This is a genomic window from Pseudomonas sp. KU43P, assembly GCF_033095865.1.
Taxonomy (GTDB): Bacteria; Pseudomonadota; Gammaproteobacteria; order Pseudomonadales; family Pseudomonadaceae; genus Aquipseudomonas.
In genome coordinates, this window is the sequence record NZ_AP019365.1 from 4,285,879 (window position 1) to 4,312,372 (window position 26,494).

Below are 26,494 nucleotides of genomic sequence, written 5' to 3' on the forward strand. Positions count from 1 at the left end.
GATCACGACGCACTCAGACGCTCCACGGTTTTTGCCCAGACCTCATCTACCGGCGCCTCCAGCTTGAGCTCACCACCGTCGGGCAGCGGCACGGTCAGGGCATAGGCATGCAGGAACAGGCGCTTGCCGCCCAGCTCGCGAATTTCACGGCTGAAGTCCTCGTCGCCGTACTTGCTGTCGCCGGCAATCATGTGGCCAGCATGCAAGGCGTGCACACGGATCTGATGAGTACGCCCGGTAATCGGCCGCGCCTCGACAATCGTGGCGAACTCGCCGAAGCGACGCAGCACGCGGAACAGGGTCAAGGCCTCCTTGCCCTCATCGTTCACCTCGACCATGCGCTCGCCCGAGCGCAGGTTGCTTTTGAGCAAAGGCGCGTTGACCTGCTTCTTCGAGGTTGGCCAATGGCCGCGCACCAGCGCCATGTAGCGCTTGTCTACACCATCACCGCGCAAGGCAGCATGCAGATGGCGCAACATACTGCGCTTCTTGGCGATCATCAGCAGGCCCGAGGTATCACGGTCCAACCGGTGCACGAGCTCCAGCTCCTTGGCGTCCGGGCGCAGTTGGCGCAGCGCTTCGATCACCCCGAAGCTCAGGCCACTGCCACCATGAACGGCGATGCCGGACGGCTTGTTCATCACGATCAGCGCCTTGTCTTCATAGACAATGGCCGCCTCCAGGCGCTGCAGCAACCCCTGGGCGACCGGCGCCGGCTCGTCACGCTCGGGCAAGCGGACAGGCGGCACACGCACGATGTCACCGGCCTGAAGCTTGTACTCGGGCTTGATGCGGCCTTTGTTGACCCGCACCTCACCTTTGCGCAGGATGCGGTAGACCAGCGTCTTGGGCACGCCCTTGAGCGCCGTGATGAGGAAATTGTCGATGCGTTGGCCGGCAAGTTCCGGCGCGACTTCGATCAGCTGAACGCCGGAAGTCGGAGGGGTATTGGTCGTCATTGCGGGATCATAACAATTTTTTATGGAATTGAAGCACTTAATCATTACTGCTATAGTCGCGAACGCCGCCAAAAGCGGCAGGCCAGCGGCACCAGGCCCTTAGCCGGTCCCTGACCAACGCAATTCTGCAGGACGCGAGGCCGTCCTACGGGGTTTTCGCCAGTTTACCGAATTGCCTGGAATCGCCACCAGCGCCGTGTAGAGAAGACCGAAAAAAAACGACAAGCGCGGTATTTCACCTGCTTACCCGATTCTTTTCGCTGCACCTCTGCCCGCCCGTCGCTTCCACGCAACGCCCGGCGAATGCTTCGGAAATACCTGCCTTGGACATGAATGGCGCCAGCCCAGAACCTGCGCTGGCGAAAAATGCAACCCGTTGCGGATTCAGCGCGCGGCAGCACCCGAATTATCAGGGATACGTGCAGGGTGGAGATGCACAGCCCTCGGACCGTGTAGCACCGCGTCCGGCCACCGGCCCACTGAATGGCCGGCGAGCGGATAAGGTCCTGAACAGATGCCCTCGGGCGTCCACGGCTGACGGTTGATTCCTCCTCCTGACTGAGTGCACGAGGCCTGCTGGGTTGATTCGGATATCGATTCGGATATCTCTGCAGAAACCGCAGGGGCCTCGTTGGCACCGCAGCAAACAGGACGCGTCGTCGCGACAACGGCAGGCTGGGCAACCGGCTGGTGCCGAACGTTGCTCGACACGGGGGTGGCCCGGCCACCCTTTGCGCACCTTGGCACCGACCATGAGAAGTCGTGTGTGCCGAACGCCGTTTCCGGCAGCCCGGAAACCGACGGTACAACATGAAAAGAATGCTGATTAACGCAACTCAACCCGAAGAGTTGCGTGTAGCCCTGGTGGACGGCCAACGTCTCTACGACCTGGACATCGAGTCCGGCGCGCGTGAGCAGAAGAAGGCCAACATCTACAAAGGCAAGATCACCCGGATCGAGCCCAGCCTCGAAGCGGCCTTCGTCGACTTCGGCTCCGAACGTCACGGCTTCCTGCCGCTGAAGGAAATCTCCCGCGAGTACTTCAAGAAGGCCCCCGAAGGCCGCGTCAACATCAAGGAAGTGCTGAGCGAAGGCCAGGAAGTCATCGTCCAGGTCGAGAAAGAAGAGCGCGGCAACAAAGGCGCCGCACTCACCACCTTCATCAGCCTGGCAGGCCGTTACCTGGTCCTGATGCCGAACAACCCGCGTGCCGGCGGCATCTCCCGCCGCATCGAAGGCGAAGAGCGCAACGAACTGCGCGAAGCCCTCAATGGCCTGACCGTACCGGGCGACATGGGCCTGATCGTGCGCACTGCCGGCCTGGGCCGCAGCAGCGAAGAAATGCAGTGGGACCTCGACTACCTGCTGCAGCTGTGGACCGCCATCAAGGAAGCCTCGCTCGACCGCGCCGCGCCGTTCCTGATCTACCAGGAAAGCAACGTCATCATCCGCGCCATCCGCGACTACCTGCGCCAGGACATCGGCGAAGTACTGATCGACAGCATCGACGCCCAGGAAGAAGCCCTGACCTTCATCCGCCAGGTGATGCCGCAGTACGCCAGCAAGGTCAAGCTGTACGAAGACAGCGTACCGCTGTTCAACCGCTTCCAGATCGAAAGCCAGATCGAAACTGCCTTCCAGCGCGTGGTCGACCTGCCGTCCGGCGGCTCGATCGTGATCGACCCGACCGAGGCCCTGGTTTCCATCGACATCAACTCGGCGCGCGCCACCAAGGGCAGCGACATCGAAGAAACCGCCCTGCAGACCAACCTGGAAGCGGCTGAAGAAATCGCCCGCCAGCTGCGCCTGCGTGACATCGGCGGCCTGATCGTCATCGACTTCATCGACATGACTCCGGCGAAGAATCAGCGCGCCGTCGAAGAGCGTGTGCGCGAATGCCTGGAGGCCGACCGCGCCCGCGTCCAGGTAGGCCGCATTTCGCGCTTCGGCCTGCTGGAAATGTCTCGCCAGCGCCTGCGCCCGTCGCTCGGCGAAAGCAGCGGTATCGTCTGCCCGCGCTGCTCCGGCACCGGCATCATCCGTGACGTCGAATCGCTGTCCCTGGCCATCCTGCGCCTGATCGAAGAAGAAGCCCTGAAGGACCGCACCGCCGAAGTGCGTGCCCAGGTGCCGATCCCGGTGGCCGCCTTCCTGCTCAACGAGAAGCGCAACTCGATCACCAAGATCGAGCTGCGTACCCGTGCGCGCATCATCATTCTGCCGAACGATCACCTGGAAACCCCGCACTTCGAAGTCCAGCGCCTGCGCGATGACAACCCGGAAGTGCTGAACAACCAGTCCAGTTACGAAATCGCTGCTGCCGAAGCCGAAGAAGCGCCGCTGCCGACCGCTACCCGCACCCTGGTGCGCCAGGAAGCTGCGGTGAAGACTGCACCGGCTCGCGCCAACGCACCTGTGCCAACCGCTGAAGCAGAGCAGCCTGCCGCACCAGCTGTACCTGCACCGAGCGTGCCGGAGCCGAGCCTGTTCAAGGGCCTGGTCAAGTCGCTGGTCAGCCTGTTCGCCGGCAAGGAAGAACCCGTCGCCGCCCCGGCCGTGACTGCCGAGAAGCCAGCCAGCGAACGCACGCCGCGCAACGAGGAGCGTCGCAACGGCCGTCAGCAGAGCCGCAACCGTAACGGCCGCCGTGACGAAGAGCGCAAGCCGCGTGAAGAGCGTGCCGAGCGCACTCCGCGTGAAGAACGTCAGCCTCGCGAAGAGCGTGCACCGCGTGAAGAACGCGCACCACGCGAAGAACGTGCACCGCGCCAGCCCCGCGAAGACCGCCGCAGCAACCGCGAAGAGCGCCCGGTACGCGAGCTGCGCGAGCCACTGGATGCCGCACCGGCCGCCCGTGAGGAGCGTCAGCCGCGCGAAGAGCGTGTAGCCCGTGAAGAACGCGCCCCTCGTGAAGAGCGTGCACCACGTGAAGAACGCGCCCCTCGCGAAGAACGTGCACCGCGTGAAGAGCGTGCACCGCGTGAGGAACGTGCTCCACGCGAAGAGCGTGCGCCGCGCGAGGAACGTGCTCCACGCGAAGAGCGTGCACCGCGTGAGGAACGTGCTCCACGCGAAGAGCGTCAACCTCGCCCGCCGCGTGAAGAGCGTCAGCCACGCACCGCCGAGCAGGCCGCCGAGCAAGCTGCAGAACTCGCCGAAGAGCAACTGCCGAACGAAGAACTGCTGCAGGACGAGCAGGAAGGTGTCGATGGCGAGCGTCCGCGTCGTCGCTCCCGCGGCCAGCGTCGTCGCAGCAACCGTCGCGAGCGCCAGCGCAATGCCAACGGCGAGCTGATCGATGGCGGCGAAGAAGAAGGTAACGAAGGCAACGATGAGCAGCCGCAACAGCACCAGGCCACCGCGCTGGGTGCCGAACTCGCTGCCGGCCTGGCCGTCACCGCTGCTGTCGCCAGCAGCAACATCAGCGCGGGTGCCGAGGCTCAAGCTAACCAGCAGGCCGAACGCGCCACTGCCGAAGCCCCGGTTACCGACAATAGCGAAGCCGCTCAGCCGGCCGAGCAGGTCGAAATTGCCGCCCAGGCCGACGAAGCCGTGATCGCGCCAGTGGTCGAGCTGCCTGTCAGCGAACCCGTCGCCGTGGTCGAAGCCAGCGCTGAGCCAGTGGTCGAAGTAGCACCACAGCCAGCGGTCGAAGCTGAAGCCGCTCCTGCCGCTGAGCCGGTTGTAGTCGCCGAAACGCCTGTCGAAGCCCCAGCCGTCGAGGCCGGTGAAGCAGAGAAGGCACCAGCGGCATTCGAAGCTGCGCCTGTTGTCGAGCCAGCACCGGCCGTCGAAGCTCAGCCAGAGGTGGTCGCAGAGGCTGCCCCGGTTGTTGCCGAAGTGGCACCTGTGGCTGCCGAGCCTGCCCCGGCTGAAGCACCGGCAGTGGTTGAGGCCGCTACCGTAATGCTGCCCAATGGCCGCGCACCGAACGACCCACGTGAAGTGCGTCGCCGCAAGCGTGAAGCCGAAGCCGCCGCCAAAGCTGCCCAGGAAGCTGCCGCTACTGCCGGTGAGCCTGCGCTGGAAGCCGCCGATGAGCACAAGCCTCATCACGGTTGATAGCAACGGCTGAATGAAAAAGCCCCGCCAGTGCGAACTGGCGGGGCTTTTTCTTGGCTGGGTGTTTCGTTGCTGTCTCTGGCCTTATCGCGGCTAAAGCCGCTCCCACAGATACCGGTAGGAGCGGCTTTAGCCGCGATGAGGCCGGCACCGGTACAGGATCAGTAGAGGTTAGGCTCCATCTCCAACTCAACCCCAAAGCGCTCAAGGATATCCGCCTGGATGCGACGCGCCAGGTCATGCATCTGCCCTCCGCTCGCCCGGCCATAATTGACCAGCACCAGCGACTGCAACCGATGTACCCCGGCATCCCCTTCACGAAACCCTTTCCACCCCGCCTGCTCGATCAACCAGCCTGCTGCCAGCTTCACCTGGCCATCGGCCTGGGGATACGCAACCACAGCGGGATACCGAGCACGTATACGCTCCACAAGCACAGCAGCCACTACGGGATTCTTGAAAAAACTCCCTGCATTACCCAGCTCGGCCGGGTCAGGCAATTTCTCGCGGCGGATGCTGCAGATGGCATCGCTGATTGCCTGCGCGGTGGGCTGCTCGACGCCCTGCTCCTGCAGACGCTGACGCACCGGGCCATAGTCCAGGTGCGCCTGCAACACATGGCTCAAGACAAAACGCACCCGCAGGATCAGCCAGCGACCCGGATTACGCTTGAACAGGCTATCGCGATAGCCGAAGGCGCATTCCTCAAGATCAAAGTCACGCAGCTCACCGGTTTCTCGGTCAAGCGCGGTCAGCCCGACGAATACATCCTTGACCTCCACGCCATAGGCACCAACGTTCTGCATGGGTGCTGCACCCACCGTACCCGGGATCAGGCTGAGGTTTTCCAGGCCGCAGAAGCCTTGCTGCAACGACCATTGCACGAACGGGTGCCAGGCTTCACCCGCCTCCGCCTCGACCACCACACGCTTACCGTCATCACTCAGTACGCGACGGCCCTGGCTGGCCATGTGCAGCACCAACCCGTCGATATCACGAGTCAACAGCAGGTTGCTGCCACCCCCGATCACCAGCACCGGGAGGCCTGAGTGTCGCGCCTGCTGCAGAGCCTCGCGCACCTCTTCATCGTTGTGCGCCTGGGTGAAATAGCGGGCTTTCACATCGATGCCGAAGGTGTTGTAGGGCTTGAGCGACACCTGCGCTTGCCAACTCACCGTCATAGTCGCCCCTTGATTTCCACGACCAACTCACTGCAGGCTGCTTCGATCAGGTCAAGCACCTGCTCGAAGCCATCAGCGCCGCCGTAGTAAGGGTCCGGCACTTCGTCGAGGGCGGCGCCATAGCGACGCAGGAACAAGTCCAGCTCACCGACAGCATTGTGCGGGCGCATCGCGCGCAAGTGGCCAAGATTGCTTTCATCCATGGCCAGAATAAGGTCGTACTCGGCGAAATGCGCCGCCTTGACCTGCTGTGCGCGCTGCGCAGAGAGGTCGTAGCCCCGTGCCAGGGCAGCCTTGCAGGTGCGGCTGTCGGGCGCCTTGCCGACATGCCAGTCACCCGTGCCGGCAGATGCCACAAGCACCTGATCGGCCAGGCCCGCAGTTTGCAGTTGATGACGCAGCACACCTTCGGCAGTGGGCGAACGGCAGATGTTGCCCAGGCACACGAACAGAACGCGCATCAGGCCTCCAGCAAGCGCCGCACGCGCTCCAGGTCTTCCGGGGTGTCGACACCGACGGCGGGCGCTTCGATGGCATCCTCAACGTGGATGCGCACGCCGTGCCAGAGGGCGCGTAGCTGCTCCAGCGCTTCGGTCTGCTCGAGCCAGCACGGGCCCCAGCCGACGAAGTCCTGCAGGAAGCCGACGCGGTAGGCGTACATGCCGATATGACGGCGATAGGGCACGCCTTCCGGTAGCGGGTTGCGGTCCTTGGCGAAGGCATCACGCGCCCACGGCAACGGCGCACGGCTGAACGTCAACGCCAGGCCGTTCTTGTCGCTGACCACTTTGACCGCGTTCGGGTTGAACACGGTTTCCGGCTCATGGATCGGCTCGGCCAGCGTGGCGATGCTGGCTTGCGGGTGGGCCGCCAGGTTGGCAGCCACCTGGTCGATGATCACCGGCGGAATCAATGGCTCGTCGCCCTGCACGTTGACCACGATGGCATCGGCGGACAGCCCCAGGTGGGCGGCGACTTCGGCCAGGCGGTCGGTGCCCGACTCATGGTCGGCACGGGTCATCAGCACCTCGCCGCCGAACGCCTGGCAGGCTTGGACGATGCTGGCGTCGTCGGTGGCGATGACCACGCGGCTGGCGCCACTCTTGCGCGCCTGCTCCCAGACGTGCTGGATCATCGGCTTGCCAGCGATCAGCTGCAAGGGCTTACCCGGCAGACGCGTGGAGCGCAGGCGGGCAGGAATCACAACGGTGAAGTCGACACTCATTTGTCCAGGCGCTCGTCGTCGGTCAGGGTGCGCGCCTCGCTTTCCAGCATCACCGGGATGCCATCGCGAATCGGGTAGGCCAGGCCTGCGCCCTTGCTGATCAGCTCGGTCTTGTCGGCGCTGAGCTTGAGCGGGCCTTTAGTGATCGGGCAGGCCAGGATGTCGAGCAGTTTGGTGTCCATGGAAGCTTCCTTGAGGCCAGGTGGCCGGAAATTGAAAACAGGCTCAGGGCGTGCGCTGGGCCAGCAAACGTTGCAGCTGGCTGTCGAACCAGGCGGCGAAGGCCGGCGTGGGCTGGGCTTCGACAGCCAGGTACCACCAGTCATCAGCGGCGAAGGCCCGGCATTTCACCGCATCCTTCTCGGTCATCACCAACGGCAATGGCGGGCTGAACGCCAGGCGCTCGGCGCTGAATTCGGCGTGGTCGGCGAAGGGGTGCGGCACAGGCTGCCAGTTTAGCTCCAGCAGGGTGTTGAAGAAACGTTGCGGGTTGCCGATACCGGCGACCGCATGCAGGCGCTGGCCTGCGGGAAAGAAATCGAGTTCGCGTCGCTCGCCGCTGCGCAGGTTGACCAGGGCGCTGGGCTGCAGGCGGAACGCGAAGCCATCGCGGCGATCTTCGCTGGCGCCGTTGAACAGTACCGCATCGGCCTCCTGCAGGCGTTCGGCTGGCTCGCGCAAAGGCCCGGCTGGCAGGCAGCGGCCATTGCCCAAGCCGCGGGCCGCATCGATCAGCACCAGCTCCAGGTCTCGCGCCAGGCGATAATGCTGCATGCCGTCGTCACACAGGATGAGGTCCAGCGGCTCGCTGGCCAGCAGCGCCTGCACGGCGCGGGAGCGGTCCGGGTCGATCATCAGCGGCACGCCGGTGCGCTGGACAATCAGTAATGGCTCATCGCCGGCCTGTTCGGCAGACTGCTGCGCCTCGACGCGCCACGGCAGTTGCGGCGGCTTGGCGCCATAACCCCGGCTGACCACGCCCACCTTGAGGCCCTGACGACGGCAATGCTCGATCAGCCAGAGGATCATCGGCGTCTTGCCGGTACCGCCAATGGTGATATTGCCCACCACGATGACCGGTACCGGGGCGCGATAGCTGGCACTTTCACCACTGAGAAACCGCGCACGCTTACGCGTGACCACGCGGCGATACAGGGCCTCCAGCGGACGAAGCAGGACAAGCGCGGGATGCCCGGCATACCAGGCCGCCAGCAGACGGTCGGCGAACGCCATCAAGGCGTCCCCTGCGCCGCCTCGACAGTGGTCATGCGCAGGTGGCTGAAACCGAGCTTGCCGGCAGCATCCATTGCGGTGATCACGGCCTGGTGCGGCGTCTTGCCGTCAGCGCTGATTGCCAGGGGCAACGTGTTGTCGCCACCCGACTCGCGCTCGATGGCCTCGGTCAGGGTGGCCAGGTCGCTCTTGGGCAGCAGGTGGTTGTTCACCGAATACACCCCTTCGGCGCTGATGGTCACTTCCACCAGTTTGTCCTGGTCTGCGGGTGGCTGCTCGGCACTGGCGGCCTCGGGCAGCTCGACGCGCAACTGGGTCTCGCGTGTGAAGGTGGTGGTCACCACGAAGAACAGCAACAGGACGAACACCACGTCGATCAGCGACGCCAAGTTGATGTCGACGTTCTCCCGCTGGCGATTGCGCCGGAACTTCACGCCTTGCCTCCGGCCACTTCGACTTCGCGGTCGCCCTGGATGACTTCCACCAGCTTGATCGCTTCCTGCTCCATGCCCACCACCAGCTCATCGATGCGCCGCAGCAGGAAACGGTGGAAGAACACGGCAGGGATACCGACCATCAGGCCGGCCGCGGTGGTGACCAGGGCTTTGGAGATACCGCCCGCCAGCACGGCGGCATTGGCGGTCACCTGCGAACCCATGAAGGCGCTGAAGATGTCGATCATGCCCAGTACGGTGCCCAGCAGGCCGAGCAGCGGGGCCATGGCGGCGATGGTACCGAGGGTGCTGATGTAACGCTCGAGTTCGTGAATGACGCGCGAGGCGGCCTCTTCGATGCACTCTTTCATGATCTCGCGGCCATGGCGCGAGTTGGCCAGGCCGGCAGCGAGGATCTCGCCCAGGGGCGAGTCGGCGCGCAGGGCCTTGAGCTTGTCACTGGTGAGCTGCTTGTCCTTGATCCACATCCATACCTGGCCCAGCAGGTGCGGCGGCGTGACACGGCTGGCGCGCAGGGTCCACAGGCGCTCGACGACGATAGCCATGGCGGCGATGGAGCTCAGAATGATCGGCAGCATCATCCAACCGCCGGACTTGACCAATTCCCACACAGTAAACGCCCCTTCGGAAAAAGGCCGCCACTCTACCATACGCACGCCGAGGGCTCATCTGCCGAAGGTCAGGGAATTGGCGTCACGTCGCGCCAGAAACGGCGCTGTGCTCGCACCCCTTCAACCTCGCCCTGGCTGCCCAGCAGCAAGCGCAACGCGCCTTCCCGCGCCGTGTCATGAATCGCCAACCCATGCTGTCGATAGCGCGCCACCACCTGCGCATGGGGGTGGCCGAAGCCATTGTTGCGGCCGCGCGAAATCATTACCCCACGCGGCGCGGTGGCACGGATGAATGCTTCGGTGGACGAACTGCGGCTGCCATGATGCGGCGCCTGCAGCCAATCGATGGATTGCACCGGATGGTCGGCCAGCCACGCGCTCTCGGCGCCGGCCTCCATGTCACCGGCCAGCAGCAGGCGCTCGCCCTGCGCTTCGACCAACAGCACACAAGAGCGATCATTGCTGCCCTGCCCTTCGTCCCAGTGCCACAGCGAAAAACGCACGCCATCCCATTCCCAACTGTCCTGGCTGACGCACGGTTGCGCCGACAACGGCTCGGCAAGCGCCGGCGCCTCACCACTGAGCACCCGCGCCACCGGCAGGCCACGAGCGACCGCCAGCGCACCACCCGCATGGTCGGCGTGGGCATGACTGATCAGCATCAGGTCCAGTTGCTTCACACCCAGCTTGTACAACGTCGGCAGCACCACACGCTCGCCAATGTCGACGTCGCCCCGCGCCGGGCCCGCGTCGTACAGCAAGGCGTGATGACGCGTGCGCAGCAACACCGCCAAGCCCTGGCCGACGTCCAGGTGCCAGACCTCCACCTGCCCGTGCGGCAGGGTGTCTTTCGGCACCCACAGGGCCAACAACATGACGCCACCCAGGCCGCGCAATGGCAAACCACGCGGCAGCAGCACCAGCAGCGCCCCCAGGCAGACCAGGAACCAGGCCCAGAGCGGCAGGGCCGGCGGCAGCCAAGCCGGGCGCCAGCCCGCCAAGACCGCCAACGCCCGCAGCAGGCCATCCAGCAGCCCTCCCGCCAGCCACAGCAACGCCTCGCCAACGCCTGCCAACGGCAGTAGCAAGGTACCGAGCAGCGCCAACGGCAAGACCGCCAGACTGATCCAGGGCACCGCCACCAGGTTGGCCAGCGGTGCGCTCAGGCTGACCGGCAGCCCGGTGGCCAACAATGCTGGCAGCAAACCCACCGCGATCACCCACTGGGCGCGGGTCCATGCCTGCCATGGGCGCCAGCCGCCCAGGCGGGCACTGAAGCAGTAGACAAGGATGGCCACTGCAGCGAACGACAACCAGAAACCCGGCAGCAAGGCGGCCAGCGGCTCGATGATCAGCACCAGGTCAAGCGCTGCCAGCAAGGGGAAGAACGCTCCCAGGTGGCGAAAGCGCAAGCGCCACAGCAGCACCACCGCCAACATCAGGCAGGCGCGTTGCACCGGCACCCCGGCGCCGGCCAACCAACCGTAGGCCAGCGCCGCCGCCAGGGCCAGGCCACACGCCCATGGCAGCCAAGGCAAGCGCCGCGGCCATAGGCCCCAGCGCGCCAGCACCGCCACGAGCCCGTAAAGTAGCGCGGCCACGAGGCCGATATGCTGCCCGGAGATCACCAGCAAATGCACGGTGCCCGTGGCCTGGAGGACTTGCCAGTCGCTGCGGGCCAACCCCGAACCATCGCCGAGCACCAACGCCACCAACGCCGCTTCCCGGCCATTGGCCTCGACGGCCAACAGACGCTGGCGCAGTGCGTCGCGCCAACCCGGCGCCTGCGTTTCAAGCAACTGGCCGGCCTTGACCGTGCCAGTTGCGCCAATTCGCCGCGCCAGCAGTTGCGCCTCACGGTCAGGCCCGTGGGGGTTCAGCAACCCAGCTGGCCGCTGCAGCGTCACCGCAAGGCGCCAACGCTCGCCCGATCGTACTGGCGGGCCATCGAACCAACTCAGCTGCAGACGCGAAGGCAGCTCGGCGCGGCGCGACTGGGGTTGCGCCAACTCAAAGCGCACGCCCTGTCCGGTCTGGCCTGGCAGCCCTACCACCTCGCCCTCCAGCCACAGCGTACGGCCATCGAGCTGCGGCGCCAGACGCTGGTTCAGCGCCTCCTGCGCCGACCAGCAGGCCCAACACAAACCCAGCAGGAAACAGCCCACCGGCCACCCCCGCGAGCACAGGCAAAGCAGCCCGCCGCAGAGCAGCAGCCATAGCCATCCGACCGACGGCAATGCGGGTATAAGGCCCAGGCACAACAGCCCGAGTGCCAGCGCAAGCATCCCTGTGCGCATGAGGTAGAGCTCCAGAAGCACAATCGCTTACTGAGGCATAGCTGAAATGCCGGTCAGGCTCGCTCAACAATTGTCACAAACTCTGAACGAGCCTGCCTTGGAATCAAGGCATACTGCCTCGATCAACGCGCCAGGAGCCTACATGCCGCGCCGACTTTTCAAACGGTACATGCCGGATCCAACCAGCATCAGGGAACACAAGTCCCTGCGCTTTTTCGGCAAGTTGCTGCACGACCCGAACCTCTGGCACCTGAACCGCCATTCGGTGGCGCGGGCCATGGGCGTAGGCCTGTTCGCGGCGTTGATCCCGATTCCGATGCAGATGCTGCTGGCGGCGGCGCTGGCCATTCCGGTCCGTGGCAACCTGCCGATCGCAGTCAGCCTGGTGTGGCTAACCAACCCGTTGACCATGCCTCCGGTGTTCTTCGTCACCTACATGACCGGCGCCTGGCTGATGCAGGTGCCACCACGCACCTTGCCCGACGAACTGACCTTCGAATGGATCACCAACCAGCTGGCCACGCTGTGGCAGCCGTTCCTGCTGGGTTCGGTGGTGTGCGGGGTGGTGCTGGGCATCGCTGCCTACTTCACCACCATGCTGTACTGGCGCTGGTGGGTTGGCCGGCAGTGGCGCCGGCGCAAGCAAAAGGCTTCAGGCGCGCATGCCGCGGCCGCTGACCAGCAGGCGAATGCACAGCAGATAGAGCAGCGCAGTGGCCACCAGCATGAAGGTGATCGCCGTCCCAATGCTGATGTCCGACACCCCTAGGATGCCGTAGCGGAACGAGTTGACCATGTGCAGTACCGGGTTGGCCAACGACACGGTCTGCCAGAACGGTGGCAGCAGGTTGATCGAGTAGAACACCCCACCCAGGTAGGTCAGGGGTGTCAGCACGAAGGTCGGGATGATCGAGATATCGTCGAAATTGCGCGCGAACACCGCATTGACGAAGCCCAGCAGCGAGAAGATGGTGGCGGTCAACAGCACCACGATCACCGTCACGCCCAAGTGATGCACCTGCAGGTCGGTGAAGAACATCGACAGGATGGTCACGATCACCCCTACCGCCAAACCTCGGAGCACACCGCCCAGCACATAGCCGACAAGAATGGTATGCGGCGACACCGGCGACACCATCAGCTCTTCGATCGAGCGCTGGAACTTGCTGCCGAAGAAGCTCGACACCACGTTGCCGTAGGAGTTGGTGATCACCGACATCATGATCAGCCCCGGCACGATGTACTGCATGTAGGTGAAACCACCCATGTCGCCGATCTGACGACCGATCAGGTTACCGAAGATGACGAAGTACAGGACCATGGTGATCGCCGGCGGCAGCAGGGTCTGCGGCCAGATGCGCAGGAAACGTCGTACTTCGCGGTAGACGATGGTGTTCAGGGCGACCCAGTTGGTGCGCAGTTCCACACTCATATGGCCACCTTCGACAGGTTTTTTTCCACCAGGGACACGAACAGCTCCTCGAGTCGGTTGGTCTTGTTGCGCAGGCTCTGCACCTCGATGTTCTGCAGCGCCAGCTGGCCGAACAGCGCGGTGATGCCGATGTCTTTTTCCACCTGCACTTCCAGGGTGTGCGGTGTCAGCAGCCGGCAGGGGTAGCCTTGCAGGGTCGGTGCCTGGGCCAGGTCCTGCTTGAGGTCAAGCACGAAGGTCTCCACGTGCAGCTTGCCCAGTAGCTTGCGCATGCTGGTGTTCTCGACGATGGTGCCGTGGTCGATGATGCCGATGTTGCGGCACAGCTGCTCGGCTTCTTCCAGGTAGTGGGTGGTCAGGATGATGGTGATGCCTTTCTGGTTGAGCTCGGTGAGGAAGCTCCACATCGAACGGCGCAGCTCGATGTCCACCCCGGCGGTAGGTTCGTCGAGAATCAGCAGGCGCGGCTCGTGGATCAGTGCCCGGGCGATCATCAGCCGGCGCTTCATGCCGCCGGACAGCGAACGCGACTGCACGTCACGCTTGTCCCACAGGCCCAACTGGGTCAGATACTGCTCGGCACGCTCCTTGGCCAGCTTGGGCGGGATGCCATAGTAACCGGCCTGGGTCACGACGATGTCGAAGGTCTTCTCGAACTGGTTGAAGTTGAACTCCTGCGGGACCACGCCCAGGCAGCGCTTGAGCGCCGCCGGTTCACGGTCCAGGTCATGGCCGAACACGTTCACCGTGCCGCTGGTCTTGTTGACCAGGGTCGAGAGGATGCCGATGGTGGTGGACTTGCCGGCGCCATTGGGGCCGAGCAAGGCGAAGAAGTCACCTTCGGCAACCTCCAGGTCGATGCCCTTGAGGGCCTGGAAGCCGTTGCCGTAGGTCTTGGTCAGCTGTCGGATGGACAGGGCGGAACTCATAGCGGGTCACGTACCGAGTAAAGAATGGTTCAGGACACGCCAGGCGAAGTCACTGGCGCAGTGAGTGCGGCCATGGTGCAAGGCCAGGCCGCACAAGTACAGTCACATCTATTGATAATGACTATCGAAGCAGGGTCAGGTCAGCGCGGTCATCACCGCTGCCTGGTAGGCCGGACGCCGTTTCAGGCGTTCGTACCAGGCTTCGAGGTGGTGCATGGCCGGGCGTTCGATGGGCATTTCGAACCAGGCGTAGGCGAAGCTCCCAAGTGGGATGTCGCCCATGCCGATCTGGTCACCGGAAAGGTAAGGCTGATGCGCCAGGGTTTCGTCGGCAATCGACAGCAATTGGGCGCACTGCTTGTGCGCAGCGTTGATTGCCACCCAGTCGCGCTGATCCTCGGGCGTGCGCAGCAGGCCCCAGAACAGCGGGCGGAACGGGATGGCGAACGATGAGGTGGTCCAGTCCATCCACTTGTCGGCCAGTGCGCGCTGGCGCGGGTCGTCCAGGTACCAGCCCTGCTCGGCACCGTATTCGGCACAGAGGTAGCGGACGATGGCATTGGACTCCCACAGCACCAGGTCGCCATCTTCGAGCATGGGCACCAGGCCGTTGGGGTTGCGGGCGCGATATTGCGGCTCGTTGACCACGCCAAAGGCGCCGCCGGCGTCGATGGATTCGAAATCCAGGCCCAGCTCGTGGGCGATCCATAGTGCCTTGCGCACATTGCTCGAATTCTTGCGGCCCCAGATCTTCAGCATGGCAACGTCCTTATGAAATGCGGTGAGCGGACAGTCTACTCCAGAGCTCTGTCGCCTGTACTGGCCCAATCGCCGGCAAGCTGGCTCCCACAAGAACCCCACTGTGCGAGCCAGCTTGCCGGCGATTGGGCCAGTACAGGCGCTGATGAACTGAAACTCCCACCGCCACACCCTGTCACTGTTCTGACAGTGCCGCTCATTGCGTTGCGTCTAAGCTCTGTGGGACGGCCCAAACCCCTGGTTCCAAGGAGGACCGATTATGTTGCTGTTGTGGTTGGTAGTGCTGGTGATCGGCGCGGCATACCTCACGCACCGGCGCCTGGCGCCCTTGCAGATTCTCGGCATCATGGCGGCCTACGTGCTGCTCATGGGTATCTTCAGCACCGCCCCCGGCTGGCTGCTGACCCTGATCTGGGCCATCCTGGCGGTGAAAGTCGCCCTGGTGGCGCTGCCGGAATGGCGGCGCAAGGTGTTCACCGGCCCGGTGTTCAAATGGTTTCAGCGCACCCTGCCGCCGATGTCGCAGACCGAACGCGAAGCGATCGACGCCGGCACCGTCTGGTGGGACGGCGAGCTGTTCAGCGGCCGCCCCGACTGGCGCACCCTGCTTGATTACCCAGCACCGAAGCTGAGCGATGAAGAGCAGGCATTCATCGATGGGCCAACAGAACAACTGTGCGCGATGGTCAGCGACTGGCAGATCGGCCAGGACCTGGACTTGCCCGCAGAAGCCTGGGCCTTCATCAAAGAGCACGGCTTCTTCGCCCTGATCATCCCCAAGGAGTACGGCGGCAAGGGCTTCTCCGCCTACGCCCACTCCCAGGTAGCGATGAAATTGGCCACCCGCAGTGGCGACCTGGCCTCCACGGTGATGGTCCCCAACTCCCTGGGCCCAGCCGAGCTGCTGCTGCACTACGGCACCGACGAGCAGCGCAACCACTATCTGCCCCGCCTGGCCCGCGGCGATGAAATCCCCTGCTTCGCCCTCACCGGCCCGTTGGCCGGTTCCGACGCAGGCGCCATGCCCGACACCGGCGTCATCTGCAAAGGCCAGTGGCAAGGTGAAGAAGTCATCGGCTTGCGCCTGAACTGGGAAAAGCGCTACATCACCCTCGGCCCGGTAGCCACGCTGCTCGGCCTGGCTTTCAAAGCCTACGACCCGGAACACCTGCTTGGTGAGGAAGAAGAACTGGGCATCAGCCTTGCGCTGATTCCCACCGACACACCCGGCGTGGAAATCGGCAAGCGCCACCTGCCCCTGGGTGCCGCTTTCATGAATGGCCCCAACAGCGGCAAGGACGTTTTCGTGCCGCTGGACTTCCTCATCGGCGGCAAGGCGATGCTCGGCAAGGGCTGGATGATGCTGATGAATTGCCTGTCGGTGGGCCGCTCGATCTCGTTGCCTGCAGTAGGTACCGGCGCCGCCAAATATACCAGCCTGGTCACCGGCCAGTACGCCAACATCCGCGAACAGTTCAACGTGCCACTGGCGGCCTTCGAAGGCATCCAGGAGTCGATGGCGCGCATCGGCGGCAACGCCTGGCTGATGGACAGTGCCCGCTTGCTGACCGCCAAGGCGGTGGACCTGGGCGAAAAGCCGTCGGTGCTGTCGGCGATTCTCAAGTATCACCTGACCGAACGCGGCCGCGAATGCATCCAGCACGCCATGGACGTGCACGGCGGCAAGGGCATCATCATGGGCCCGAACAACTACCTTGGGCGTAACTGGCAGGGTGCGCCGATCTTCATCACGGTCGAGGGGGCCAACATCCTCTCGCGCAACCTGATGATCTTCGGCCAGGGCGCCATCCGCTGCCACCCGTTCGTGCTCAAGGAAATGGCCTTGGCCGGGCGAGAGGACCGCGACCAGGCGCTGAAGGAGTTCGACGACCTGCTGATGAAACACATCATGTTCGCCGCCGGCAACGCTGCCAGCACACTGATCTTCGGGCTGGGCCTGGGGCGCTTGGAACGCGTGCCGGGTGATGCGTTGAGCCAAGGTTACTTCCGTGCCCTGAACCGCCAGGCCGCCGCTTTCGCCCTGCTGGCGGACCTGTCGATGATGTTGCTGGGCGGCGCCCTCAAACGCCGGGAACGGCTGAGTGCAAGACTGGGTGATGTGCTCAGCCACCTGTACTTGTCATCGGCCGCACTCAAGCGCTACCACGACCTGGGCTCGCCGGAACATATGCAGCCACTGCTGCGCTGGGCCATGGAAGAGAGCCTGGGCCAGGCAGAACGTGCACTGGACCGCCTGCTGGACAACTTCCCCAACCGTTTTGTCGGCTGCGCACTGCGGGTACTGGTATTCCCGTTTGGGCGGTGCCACACCGGCCCGAGCGATGAGCTGGACGCCGAAGTAGCAGCGCTGATCGGCCGCAGCAAGGGTGATCCGGCACTGGAGGAATTGCTTGCCGGTTGCTTCAGGCCGCAGGCTGAAGGCGACCCGGTGGCGGCCCTGCAGCGGGCGAGCGATCTGCTGGATGAAGCGGTACCGTTGCACAAGGCGCTGCATCAGGCGACCAAGGACGGCAAGCTGAAACCGGCACCTGGGCAATCGGCGATCGATGCGGCAATCGAAAACGGTGTGCTGCAGCCGGGTGAAGGCCAGCGGCTGCATGAAGCAGAGAAGGCCCGCCGCCTGGTGATCGATGTGGATGCGTTCGACAAGGAAGAGTTATTGCCTGAACAGGGCAAGGTTCGCTGAAACAGAGGGGCCGCTTTGCGGCCCTATCGCCGGCAAGCCGGCTCCCACAGGAGCGCAGTGCATTCAGAGGCCGGTACCCTCTGCACATCCCCATACCCGTCCCAACCGGCGTATACTCCGCCCCCCGTTTCAACCACCCGAGGTCCGCCACCATGGCCAACCCCCACCTGGAATACCACCTGCAACTGCTCAATCACCTGCGTACCATTCTGGTCGCTCTAGGTGAAGCCGACCAGGTACCGGAGGAAAGCCACGCCCTGTTCCTAGAACGCTTCGACGAGTTGCTGACCCTGCTGCCGCAAGATCCACTGGAAAGCCAGTACCTGGGCCAGGACCTGATCTGCCAGGTGATCCAGCGCTATCCGCAGATCGCCCACCTGGTGCCCCGCGACCTGCTGTGGTTCTTTGCCGGCGACTGCCTGCACTTCATGCCCGACGAGGAGCTTGATATGTACCAGCAGCTGGAAGAACGTCGCTATGAAGCCGAGCAGAATGACGAACCGTTCGATTGGCACCTGGAAAAGCAACTGATGAGCACGCCGCCCCAGGGTGGCACGCACTGATCAGTGCCGAAGGCATGAAGTTGCGCTGAAACAGGCGCAGCTTCTGCCTAGGGCTCATTGTGCAGGGCAAAAAAAAACGCCACCTCGTAAGAGATGGCGTTTTCTGATTTGGAGCGGGAAACGAGACTCGAACTCGCGACCCCGACCTTGGCAAGGTCGTGCTCTACCAACTGAGCTATTCCCGCAATTTGAAGCTTTACCGCTAATCGGCGTGAAGCGCCATGAAGACCTTCACCACCACTGCACCGTGCGAACGCCACAGTATTTAAACTGGAGCGGGAAACGAGACTCGAACTCGCGACCCCGACCTTGGCAAGGTCGTGCTCTACCAACTGAGCTATTCCCGCAAATGGCGTCCCCTAGGGGACTCGAACCCCTGTTACCGCCGTGAAAGGGCGGTGTCCTAGGCCACTAGACGAAGGGGACACACAACACTTTTCAGTGCACCAGCTATTGAACCTCACGATTCAACCTGGATTTTCTTTTCCTGCCCCGCCGTGAGGCGTTGCCGGAGAAACTGGAGCGGGAAACGAGACTCGAACTCGCGACCCCGACCTTGGCAAGGTCGTGCTCTACCAACTGAGCTATTCCCGCATTGGCGTCCCCTAGGGGACTCGAACCCCTGTTACCGCCGTGAAAGGGCGGTGTCCTAGGCCACTAGACGAAGGGGACACGCTACAAGCATTGCTGCTTGCTTTCACTCCCTGCCGCGTTTCGCTGTGTGCTTTACGCTGCAAGTGGCGCGCATTCTATGGATGCCGTGAAAGGTCGTCAACCCTTTTCTATAAATTTATTTAAATCAATGACTTCGCTCTTTATAGAGGGTGATGGCGAGAGGCGCCCAAGGATTGGCGTTGATTTTCTGACGGCCTGGACGCAAAGTGCCATCACTGAAGAAATCCGGCGACGAGCCGACACAGTGTCACGTGGCGACCTGCCTGGCGTGTTCGCTACACTCTCAATGTAAAACTTCCTGATGAGGCGTTAACGGTGACACCACTTCTGATCACACTGCTCATCGTTGCGGGTATCGCGTTGCTGATCGTGATCGGCTACCTCAACAACGTGGTCGAGAACAGCAAACTGGAACGCGCGCGGCTGAAGATCGAACTCGCCGACCGCGTGCGCCGCTGTGGCGAAATCACCGAAACCTTCCCCGGCCAGTTCATGACTCCGGCCCTCAAGCTGCTGCTGGCGCGCCTGGAACTGAGCCTCAACCAGCGGCAACTGGCGCTGGACAAGCACAATGCCCAACTCAAGGCACGCATTGCCGAACTGGAAGATTTGATCGGCCAGGGCGAGCGGATTCCGGTGAACAATCCACCTAGTCCGATCCAGACCGAGGTCAAGGCCAAGGATGTGCGCTTCCTGCTCGAAGCCCTGCACACCCAGATCGTCAAGGCGACCCAGGAGAATGTGCTGCAGAATGCCGAGGGCAAGCATTGGGTCAAGGAGATTCGCCATCTGCTGGTGCTGCTGCACATCGAGTTCTTCAACAACCTCGGCCAGCAGGCGCTGCAGCAAGAGCAGCCGGGTCAGGCGCGCCTGGCGTTCGAGCGGGGGGTGCAGTACCTGCGCAAGCAGCCTGAGCCGAAGGTATATGAAGAGCAGCTGACTTATCTTGAGAAGCTGCTGGCAAGGGCCAATGCCCAGGTGCTGGACAAGATGGAGCCAGCCGAGAACGAACAGAACGAACTGACCGAGGGGCTCAAGACCGATGAGGACGAGACCTGGAAGAAGCGGGTGATCTACGACTGAGTTCTCCTGCACCGGCCTCATCGCGTATGAATCCGCTCCTACAGGTTCATCGCCGACCCGGTAGATGCGGATTCATCCGCGATGAGGCCGGCACAGGCAAAGCCTCAATCAGCAGTCAGTCAATTCCAGAAAGATCGCCACCAACCGCTCCAGCCCCACCTGGTCTGCCTCACTGAAACGCGCCAGCTTAGGGCTGTCCAGGTCCAGCACGCCAATCAACCTGCCCTCTTTCACCAGCGGAATCACCAGCTCGCTGTTCGACGCACTGTCACAGGCGATATGCCCGGGGAAGGCATGCACGTCCTCCACCCGCTGGGTCTGCCGGGTAGCCGCCGCCGCACCACACACGCCCTTGCTGAACGGAATACGCACACAGGCCACCTGCCCCTGGAACGGGCCAAGCACCAGCTCTTCGTTGCGGTTGAGGTAGAACCCTGCCCAGTTCAGGTCGTCCACCTGGTTATAGAGAAACGCCGAGAACTGCGCGGCATTGGCGATGAAGTCGCGCTCGTCGGCGAACAGCGCTTGTACTTGCGCCGCCAGCAGGTTGTAGCCGTCGAGGCCGGCGCCACTGGCATTGAGGTCGATCATTTATTTCTGCTCCAACAATTGCAGCCCGACCCAGTAGCGGGCGAACTGATAGGCACAACGGCCATTACGGTTGCCGCGGCCGGTGGCCCAGCGCACGGCGAGGATGTCGAGTTCTTCGCTGCGCTGCCATTGAAGGCCCGCAGCCTGGGCGAGCTGGCCGATCCAGTGCTCGACCACATCGAGGAAGTGTTCCTGGGTGAAGGGGTAGAACGACAGCCACAGGCCGAAACGGTCGGACAGGGCGATCTTGTCTTCCACCGCTTCGCTGGGGTGCAGTTCGCCGTCGACGCGCTTCCAGTTCTCGTTGTCGCTTTCCTTCTCCGGCACCAGGTGGCGACGGTTGGAGGTGGCGTACAGCAGCACGTTGTCCGGCGCCTGCTCCAGCGAGCCGTCGAGCACGCTCTTGAGCACCCGGTAGTCGCCCTCCCCGGCTTCGAACGACAGGTCGTCGCAGAACAGAATGAAACGCTGCGGCAATTTTTGCAGTTGCTCGACCACCCGTGGCAGGTCGGCCAGGTGATCGCGCTCGATCTCGATCAGGCGCAGCCCGGCGCCGGCGTGCTCGGCCAGCAAGGCGCGTACCAGCGACGATTTGCCGGTGCCGCGCGAGCCCCACAACAAGGCGTGGTTGGCCGGCAGGCCGTGGATGAACTGGTGGGTGTTGCGACCGAGCTGGTCGCGTTGCTTGTCAACACCGATCAGGTCGGTCAGGCGGATGTCCAGGCTGACTTCCAGCGGCATCAGGTAGCCCGTGCGGCCATCGCGCTGCCAGCGGGCGGCCAGGGTGCTGGACCAGTCGATGGTCGGGCGTGGCGCTGGCAACAGCGGTTCGAGACGCGCCAGCACCGATTCTGCGCGTTCCAGGAAAGCGTTCAAGCGAGCGTCCATGAGGACTCCTTCAGATTTCAGTTCTTTGGGGCCGCTTTGCGCCCCATCGCCGGCAAGCCGGCTCCCACAGGGTCTGCATGAGTTCCAGGTGGGAGCCGGCTTGCCGGCGATGGGCCGCGTAGCGGCCCCCTCATCAGCGATCAACTGAAATGAATAGACAGACCCGCCAGCAGCCGGGGCTGATCGGCTATGCTTGCGCAGCGCAAGGGACGTGAAACCGGCTCGGGACTCATGGATATCAAGTTCACCAATCGCCTGTCATACAAGCAAGCCCGGTTGACAGTCCTGGTCGGCTTCATCCTGGGTACATTGCTCAGTCTCATCCAGATCGGCATCGATTATGCCAGCGAAGACGCATCCATCAACCGCGAAGTGCAGGCGCTGCTGCAAATCAGCCACAACCCGGCCTCGCGCATCGCCTACAACATCGATTCGGAACTGGCCCTGGAACTGACCCGCGGCCTGCTGCAATCGCCTGCGGTCATCCGCGCCCGGCTGATCGACAACAACGAGACCGTGCTGGCCGATGTCGAGCGCCCGCGCTTGCAAGATAGCTACCGCCCGCTGAGCGACTTCCTGTTCGGCGACCAGCGCCAGTTCCAGGACCGGCTGTACCTGGCGCACATGCCACAGGATTACCTCGGCACCCTGTACCTGCAGGTGGACACCTTCGCCTTCGGCAGCCGCTTCCTCGACCGCGCCGAGGTCACGCTGCTCAGCGGCTTCGTCCGCAGCCTGGTGCTGACCGGGATCCTCCTCGGCCTGTTCTATCTGATGCTGACCAAGCCCCTGGTGACGGTGATCGGCGCCCTCAGCGGCGGCGACCCGCGCCAGCCCCGGCAAACCCGCGTGGAATGCCCGCCCGGCCACGAGCTGGACGAGATCGGCGTGCTGGTCAAGGTCGCCAACCAGCAGTTCGTCAGCATGGCCACCGAGATCCAGCAGCGGCGCAGCGCGGAAAATCGCCTGACCGACTACCTCAACGAGCTGGAAAACATCGTTTCGGCGCGCACCGACGAACTCAAGGCCAGCAACGCCCGCCTCAGCCAGTCCAACCAGGAGCTGGAAGAAGCGCGCCAGCGCGCCCTCGACATGGCGCAGGCGCGGGCGGCGTTTCTGGCCAACATGAGCCACGAGATCCGCACCCCGCTCAACGGCATGCTCGGCATGATCGCCCTGGCCCTGGACAGCCCGCTGGCCAGCGAGCCGCGCCAGCAACTGGCAATCGCCCACGACTCGGGCAAGGTGCTGGTGGAGTTGCTCAACGATATCCTCGACCTGTCCAAATTCGATGCCGGGCAACTGGAGCTCGAGCGCATCCCGTTCGACATGGGCGCGATGGTTGAAGACACCGCCAACCTGCTCTCGCAGAACGCCGCCCAGAGCGTCGAGCTCACCTGCCTGATCGCCAGCGACTTCCCAAGCTCGGTGCTAGGCGACCCGACCCGGGTGCGCCAGGTGGTCAGCAACCTGCTGTCAAACGCCCTCAAGTTCACCCGCTTCGGGCGCGTCGACATCCGCTTGGTGCGCATCGTAGCCGGCGTGCGCCTGGAGGTGAGCGATACCGGCATCGGCATCCCCGAGGAAGCCCAGGCGCGGATCTTCCAGCCGTTCGCCCAGGCCGGGGCGGGCATCACCCGCCAGTATGGAGGTACAGGCCTGGGGCTGACCCTGACCCATAACCTGTGCAAGGCCATGCAAGGGCGCCTGCATATCTACTCCGAGCCCGGCTTTGGCAGCCGCTTCAGCGCCGAGCTGCCGTTGCTTACTCACACCGAAGCCATCGCTCCTGCGCCGCTGCATGGCCGAGTGGTAGCCCTGAGCGGCGCCGCCAGTGGCCTCAGCGAACTGCTGCAGAGCCTGCTGCCGCGCTGGGGGCTGAGCTACCAGCGCCACGACAGTGTCGCCAGCTTGCCCGCCGACGCCATCGACCTGCTCATCACCGATGACATCGACCACCTGCTGCAACTGCGCCCCGCGCTGCAGGCGCCGATCCTGCTGGTGACCGCGTACGGCAACTTCCTGCCTGCCGAGCAGTCGGCGCAACTGGCGCCACTGCACCAGCTGGCACGCCCCCTGGCGCGCAATACCTTGTACCAGACATTGCGCCGCACCCTCCAGGGCCAGGCGCCGGAGCACCCGCTGGCCGCCCCGACGCTCAATACCGAAGACGGTCGCGCACGCATCCTGCTGGTGGAGGACAACCCGGTGAACCAATTGGTGGCCAAAGGCATGCTGGCCAAGCTCGGCTGCCAGGTAACGCTGGCCACCCAGGGCGCCGAGGCCCTGGAGCTGCTGGCGCAGGAAGATTTCGACCTGGTGCTGATGGACTGCAACATGCCGGTCATGGACGGCTACGAGGCCAGCCGGCGCATCCGCCAGAGCGGCCGCTGGCCCGACCTGCCAATCGTCGCGCTTACCGCCAATGCCATGCCCGAAGAGCGCGAGCGCTGCCGCGCAGCGGGCATGAACGACTATCTGGCCAAGCCGTTCCGCCGCGAAGAGCTACTGGCACTGATCGACCATTGGGTGCCGATCAGCGGCTGAGCAGGCGCTCGATATCCGTTTCCAGGGCCTGGGGCTTGGTGGTGGGAGCGTAGCGCGTGACCTTGCCAGTGGCCGGGTCGACCAGGAACTTGGTGAAGTTCCACTTGATCTTCTGCGACCCCAGCAGGCCCGGCGCACGCTGCTTGAGCTCGACGAACAACGGGTGCGCGCCGGGGCCGTTGACCTCGATCTTGCGAAACAGCGGGAAGCTCACGCCGAAGTTGCGCTCGCAGAACTGCGCGATCTCACGTGCCTCACCCGGTTCCTGCTTGCCGAACTGGTTGCAGGGAAAGCCCAGCACCACCAGGCCGCGCTCGCGGTAATCCTGCCAGAGCTGCTCCAGGCCTTTGTACTGCGGGGTGAAGCCGCACTGGCTGGCGGTGTTGACCACCAGCAGCGCCTTGCCCGGGAAGTCGCCCAGCACCTTGTGCTCGCCGCCCAGGGTCACGCAGGGAATGTCCAGCATCGATGCGGCCATGATCAGGCTCCGTCGCGGGGTTTGAAGTCCAGGCACACCGAGTTGATGCAGTAGCGCAGGCCGGTCGGCTTTGGGCCGTCGGGGAATACGTGACCCAGGTGGGCATCGCACTGGGCGCAGGTGACCTCGGTGCGGATCATGCCGTGGGAGGTGTCACGGATCTCGACCATCGCGCTTTCCTCGATCGGTGCATAGAAGCTTGGCCAGCCGCAGCCGGAATCGAACTTGGTCTGCGAGTCGAACAGCGGCAGGTCACAGCAGATGCAGTGGAACACACCGGCGCGGCGCTCGCTGTTGTACTTGCCGGTGAACGGCCGCTCGGTACCCTTCAGGCGGCACACCTGGTACTGCTCCGGGTCGAGCATTTCACGCCATTCATCCAGGGTTTTTTCGATCTTTTGCATGTGGGAACCTCGGCAGGCTGAATTTCACCTCACGCCGTCTTTTCCAGGGCGCGGGTGGCACGTATATTAGTTGGCTTCGTGTGCAAGGCTCCAAGTCTGGCACCCGCGCCCTGCCCTTTCAAACCTTTCGACGGCGGCGCACCGCGTATTCTCAATCGGGATCACATCATGCAGTTCAGCAAATCGAACAAGCTCGCCAATGTCTGCTACGACATTCGCGGCCCAGTGCTCAAGCACGCCAAACGCCTGGAAGAGGAAGGCCATCGCATCCTCAAGCTGAACATCGGCAACCCGGCGCCGTTTGGCTTCGAGGCGCCGGACGAAATCCTTCAGGATGTGATCCGCAACCTGCCCACCGCCCAGGGCTACAGCGATTCCAAAGGGCTGTTCAGCGCCCGCAAGGCGGTGATGCAGTACTGCCAGCAGAAGGAAATCGAAGGCGTCACCATCGAGGACATCTACCTCGGCAACGGCGTTTCCGAGCTGATCGTCATGTCGATGCAGGCGCTGCTCAACAACGGCGACGAAGTGCTGATCCCGGCCCCGGACTACCCGCTGTGGACCGCCGCCGTGAGCCTGGCCGGCGGCAAGCCGGTGCACTACCTGTGCGACGAGCAGGCCGACTGGTTCCCTGACCTGGAAGACATCAAGGCCAAGATCACCCCGAACACCAAGGCCCTGGTGATCATCAACCCGAACAACCCGACCGGTGCGGTGTACTCCAAAGAGCTACTGCTGGGCATGCTGGAGCTGGCTCGCCAGCACAACCTGGTGGTGTTCTCCGACGAGATCTACGATAAGATCCTCTATGACGAAGCCGTGCACATCAGCACCGCCTCGCTGGCCCCGGACCTGCTGTGCCTGACGTTCAACGGCCTGTCCAAGTCGTACCGAGTGGCCGGTTTCCGCTCTGGCTGGCTGATCATCTCCGGGCCCAAGCACCACGCCCAGAGCTATATCGAAGGCATCGACATGCTGGCCAACATGCGCCTGTGCGCCAACGTGCCGGCCCAGCATGCCATCCAGACCGCCTTGGGCGGCTACCAGAGCATCAACGACCTGGTGCTGCCGCCTGGCCGCCTGCTGGAGCAGCGCAACCGCACCTACGAGCTGCTCAATGAAATTCCGGGCGTGAGCTGCGTGAAGCCGATGGGCGCGCTGTATGCCTTCCCGCGTATCGACCCTAAAGTCTGCCCGATCCTCAATGACGAGAAGTTCGCGCTGGATCTGTTGCTGTCTGAAAAGCTGCTGATCGTCCAGGGTACTGCGTTCAACTGGCCGTGGCCGGATCACTTCCGTGTGGTGACCTTGCCGCGAGTGGATGATCTGGAAGCGGCGATTGGCCGAATTGGCAACTTCCTGCGCACATATTCGCAGTAAGTACTGGCCTCATCGCCGGCAAGCCGGCTTCCACA

General features: G+C 63.7%; 22 protein-coding genes, 5 tRNA genes and 1 pseudogene. 7 read left to right on the forward strand and 21 right to left on the reverse strand.

The annotated features are described in order from the left end of the window. Positions 1-2 precede the first annotated feature (2 nt). Positions 3-959: a 23S rRNA pseudouridine(955/2504/2580) synthase RluC gene (gene rluC, locus KU43P_RS19575; RefSeq protein ID WP_317659103.1), complete on the reverse strand. Its 957-nt coding sequence runs from the start codon at positions 957-959 to the stop codon at positions 3-5. Between the two features lie 810 nt (positions 960-1,769). On the opposite strand from rluC, the gene rne reads away from it, so the two are divergent. Further along, a complete protein-coding gene (rne, locus tag KU43P_RS19580) occupies positions 1,770-5,021 on the forward strand; it encodes a ribonuclease E (protein WP_317659104.1) in 3,252 nt (1,083 codons plus the stop codon). A gap of 161 nt (positions 5,022-5,182) precedes the next feature. Here the strand turns inward: rne and murB are convergent, their stop codons facing one another. From murB to KU43P_RS19620, 8 genes are all read right to left on the reverse strand, one after another. Beyond that, complete coding sequence (gene murB, locus KU43P_RS19585) at positions 5,183-6,202, reverse strand: UDP-N-acetylmuramate dehydrogenase (RefSeq protein WP_317659105.1); 1,020 nt, start codon at positions 6,200-6,202, stop codon at positions 5,183-5,185. Further along, on the reverse strand, positions 6,199-6,663 hold the full coding sequence (locus tag KU43P_RS19590) for a low molecular weight protein-tyrosine-phosphatase (RefSeq protein ID WP_317659106.1): 465 nt from the start codon (positions 6,661-6,663) through the stop codon (positions 6,199-6,201). The genes murB and KU43P_RS19590 overlap by 4 nt, the downstream gene beginning before the upstream one ends. Then, positions 6,663-7,427 carry a 3-deoxy-manno-octulosonate cytidylyltransferase gene (gene kdsB, locus KU43P_RS19595; RefSeq protein ID WP_317659107.1) on the reverse strand — a complete coding sequence of 255 codons (765 nt, stop codon included), beginning with the start codon at positions 7,425-7,427 and terminating at the stop codon, positions 6,663-6,665. Before kdsB ends, KU43P_RS19590 begins: the two co-directional genes overlap by 1 nt. Next, complete coding sequence (locus tag KU43P_RS19600) at positions 7,424-7,609, reverse strand: Trm112 family protein (protein ID WP_003247142.1); 186 nt, start codon at positions 7,607-7,609, stop codon at positions 7,424-7,426. Before KU43P_RS19600 ends, kdsB begins: the two co-directional genes overlap by 4 nt. A 43-nt stretch (positions 7,610-7,652) precedes the next feature. Next, complete coding sequence (gene lpxK, locus KU43P_RS19605; RefSeq protein WP_317659108.1) at positions 7,653-8,660, reverse strand: tetraacyldisaccharide 4'-kinase; 1,008 nt, start codon at positions 8,658-8,660, stop codon at positions 7,653-7,655. Then, positions 8,660-9,094: an ExbD/TolR family protein gene (locus KU43P_RS19610; protein ID WP_317659109.1), complete on the reverse strand. Its 435-nt coding sequence runs from the start codon at positions 9,092-9,094 to the stop codon at positions 8,660-8,662. Before KU43P_RS19610 ends, lpxK begins: the two co-directional genes overlap by 1 nt. Further along, entirely contained in the window at positions 9,091-9,726 is a 636-nt protein-coding gene (locus KU43P_RS19615; RefSeq protein WP_317659110.1) for a MotA/TolQ/ExbB proton channel family protein, read from the reverse strand. The genes KU43P_RS19610 and KU43P_RS19615 overlap by 4 nt, the downstream gene beginning before the upstream one ends. A 68-nt stretch (positions 9,727-9,794) precedes the next feature. Next, on the reverse strand, positions 9,795-12,023 hold the full coding sequence (locus KU43P_RS19620) for a DNA internalization-related competence protein ComEC/Rec2 (protein ID WP_317659111.1): 2,229 nt from the start codon (positions 12,021-12,023) through the stop codon (positions 9,795-9,797). Between the two features lie 142 nt (positions 12,024-12,165). Between KU43P_RS19620 and KU43P_RS19625 the strand changes: the two are divergent. Continuing rightward, positions 12,166-12,663, forward strand: a pseudogene (locus KU43P_RS19625) (DUF2062 domain-containing protein); the annotation flags it as partial. Positions 12,664-12,675: 12 nt separating this feature from the next. Here the strand turns inward: KU43P_RS19625 and KU43P_RS19630 are convergent. The 3 genes from KU43P_RS19630 to KU43P_RS19640 all read right to left on the reverse strand — a co-directional run bounded on the left by KU43P_RS19630 (position 12,676) and on the right by KU43P_RS19640 (position 15,143). Then, positions 12,676-13,455: an ABC transporter permease gene (locus tag KU43P_RS19630; RefSeq protein WP_317659112.1), complete on the reverse strand. Its 780-nt coding sequence runs from the start codon at positions 13,453-13,455 to the stop codon at positions 12,676-12,678. After that, positions 13,452-14,384 (reverse strand): ABC transporter ATP-binding protein, encoded by a 933-nt coding sequence (locus KU43P_RS19635; RefSeq protein ID WP_317659113.1) that lies wholly within the window; start codon positions 14,382-14,384, stop codon positions 13,452-13,454. Before KU43P_RS19635 ends, KU43P_RS19630 begins: the two co-directional genes overlap by 4 nt. A gap of 135 nt (positions 14,385-14,519) precedes the next feature. Then, complete coding sequence (locus KU43P_RS19640; protein ID WP_317659114.1) at positions 14,520-15,143, reverse strand: glutathione S-transferase; 624 nt, start codon at positions 15,141-15,143, stop codon at positions 14,520-14,522. Between the two features lie 259 nt (positions 15,144-15,402). Between KU43P_RS19640 and KU43P_RS19645 the strand changes: the two genes are divergently transcribed. Further along, positions 15,403-17,850 (forward strand): acyl-CoA dehydrogenase, encoded by a 2,448-nt coding sequence (locus KU43P_RS19645; protein WP_317659115.1) that lies wholly within the window; start codon positions 15,403-15,405, stop codon positions 17,848-17,850. A gap of 152 nt (positions 17,851-18,002) precedes the next feature. Further along, positions 18,003-18,413 carry a PA2817 family protein gene (locus tag KU43P_RS19650; protein ID WP_317659116.1) on the forward strand — a complete coding sequence of 137 codons (411 nt, stop codon included), beginning with the start codon at positions 18,003-18,005 and terminating at the stop codon, positions 18,411-18,413. Between the two features lie 109 nt (positions 18,414-18,522). Here KU43P_RS19650 and KU43P_RS19655 read toward each other — a convergent pair. The 5 genes from KU43P_RS19655 to KU43P_RS19675 form a co-directional block, all read right to left on the reverse strand. Beyond that, a tRNA-Gly gene (locus tag KU43P_RS19655) sits at positions 18,523-18,598 on the reverse strand. Between the two features lie 86 nt (positions 18,599-18,684). After that, positions 18,685-18,760 (reverse strand) — tRNA-Gly (locus KU43P_RS19660). Between the two features lie 3 nt (positions 18,761-18,763). Further along, a tRNA-Glu gene (locus tag KU43P_RS19665) sits at positions 18,764-18,839 on the reverse strand. Positions 18,840-18,931: 92 nt separating this feature from the next. After that, positions 18,932-19,007: transfer RNA gene (locus KU43P_RS19670), tRNA-Gly, on the reverse strand. A 2-nt stretch (positions 19,008-19,009) separates the two neighbouring features. Beyond that, positions 19,010-19,085 (reverse strand) — tRNA-Glu (locus tag KU43P_RS19675). Between the two features lie 318 nt (positions 19,086-19,403). On the opposite strand from KU43P_RS19675, the gene KU43P_RS19680 reads away from it, so the two are divergent. Next, a complete protein-coding gene (locus KU43P_RS19680) occupies positions 19,404-20,171 on the forward strand; it encodes a hypothetical protein (RefSeq protein ID WP_317659117.1) in 768 nt (255 codons plus the stop codon). A 108-nt stretch (positions 20,172-20,279) separates the two neighbouring features. On the opposite strand, the gene KU43P_RS19685 is transcribed toward KU43P_RS19680, so the two are convergent. Then, positions 20,280-20,762, reverse strand: coding sequence for a GAF domain-containing protein (locus tag KU43P_RS19685; protein WP_317659118.1), 483 nt, complete (start codon positions 20,760-20,762; stop codon positions 20,280-20,282). Further along, complete coding sequence (locus tag KU43P_RS19690) at positions 20,763-21,650, reverse strand: ATP-binding protein (protein ID WP_317659119.1); 888 nt, start codon at positions 21,648-21,650, stop codon at positions 20,763-20,765. A gap of 189 nt (positions 21,651-21,839) precedes the next feature. On the opposite strand from KU43P_RS19690, the gene KU43P_RS19695 reads away from it, so the two are divergent. Next, complete coding sequence (locus KU43P_RS19695; RefSeq protein WP_317659120.1) at positions 21,840-24,197, forward strand: response regulator; 2,358 nt, start codon at positions 21,840-21,842, stop codon at positions 24,195-24,197. Here KU43P_RS19695 and KU43P_RS19700 read toward each other — a convergent pair. Both KU43P_RS19700 and msrB read right to left on the reverse strand, forming a co-directional pair. Continuing rightward, a complete protein-coding gene (locus KU43P_RS19700; RefSeq protein ID WP_317659121.1) occupies positions 24,187-24,675 on the reverse strand; it encodes a glutathione peroxidase in 489 nt (162 codons plus the stop codon). The genes KU43P_RS19695 and KU43P_RS19700 overlap by 11 nt on opposite strands. A gap of 2 nt (positions 24,676-24,677) precedes the next feature. Continuing rightward, a complete protein-coding gene (gene msrB / locus KU43P_RS19705; protein WP_317659122.1) occupies positions 24,678-25,079 on the reverse strand; it encodes a peptide-methionine (R)-S-oxide reductase MsrB in 402 nt (133 codons plus the stop codon). A gap of 168 nt (positions 25,080-25,247) precedes the next feature. On the opposite strand from msrB, the gene KU43P_RS19710 reads away from it, so the two are divergent. Further along, entirely contained in the window at positions 25,248-26,459 is a 1,212-nt protein-coding gene (locus tag KU43P_RS19710; RefSeq protein WP_085675507.1) for a pyridoxal phosphate-dependent aminotransferase, read from the forward strand. The last annotated feature ends 35 nt before the right edge of the window (positions 26,460-26,494 follow it).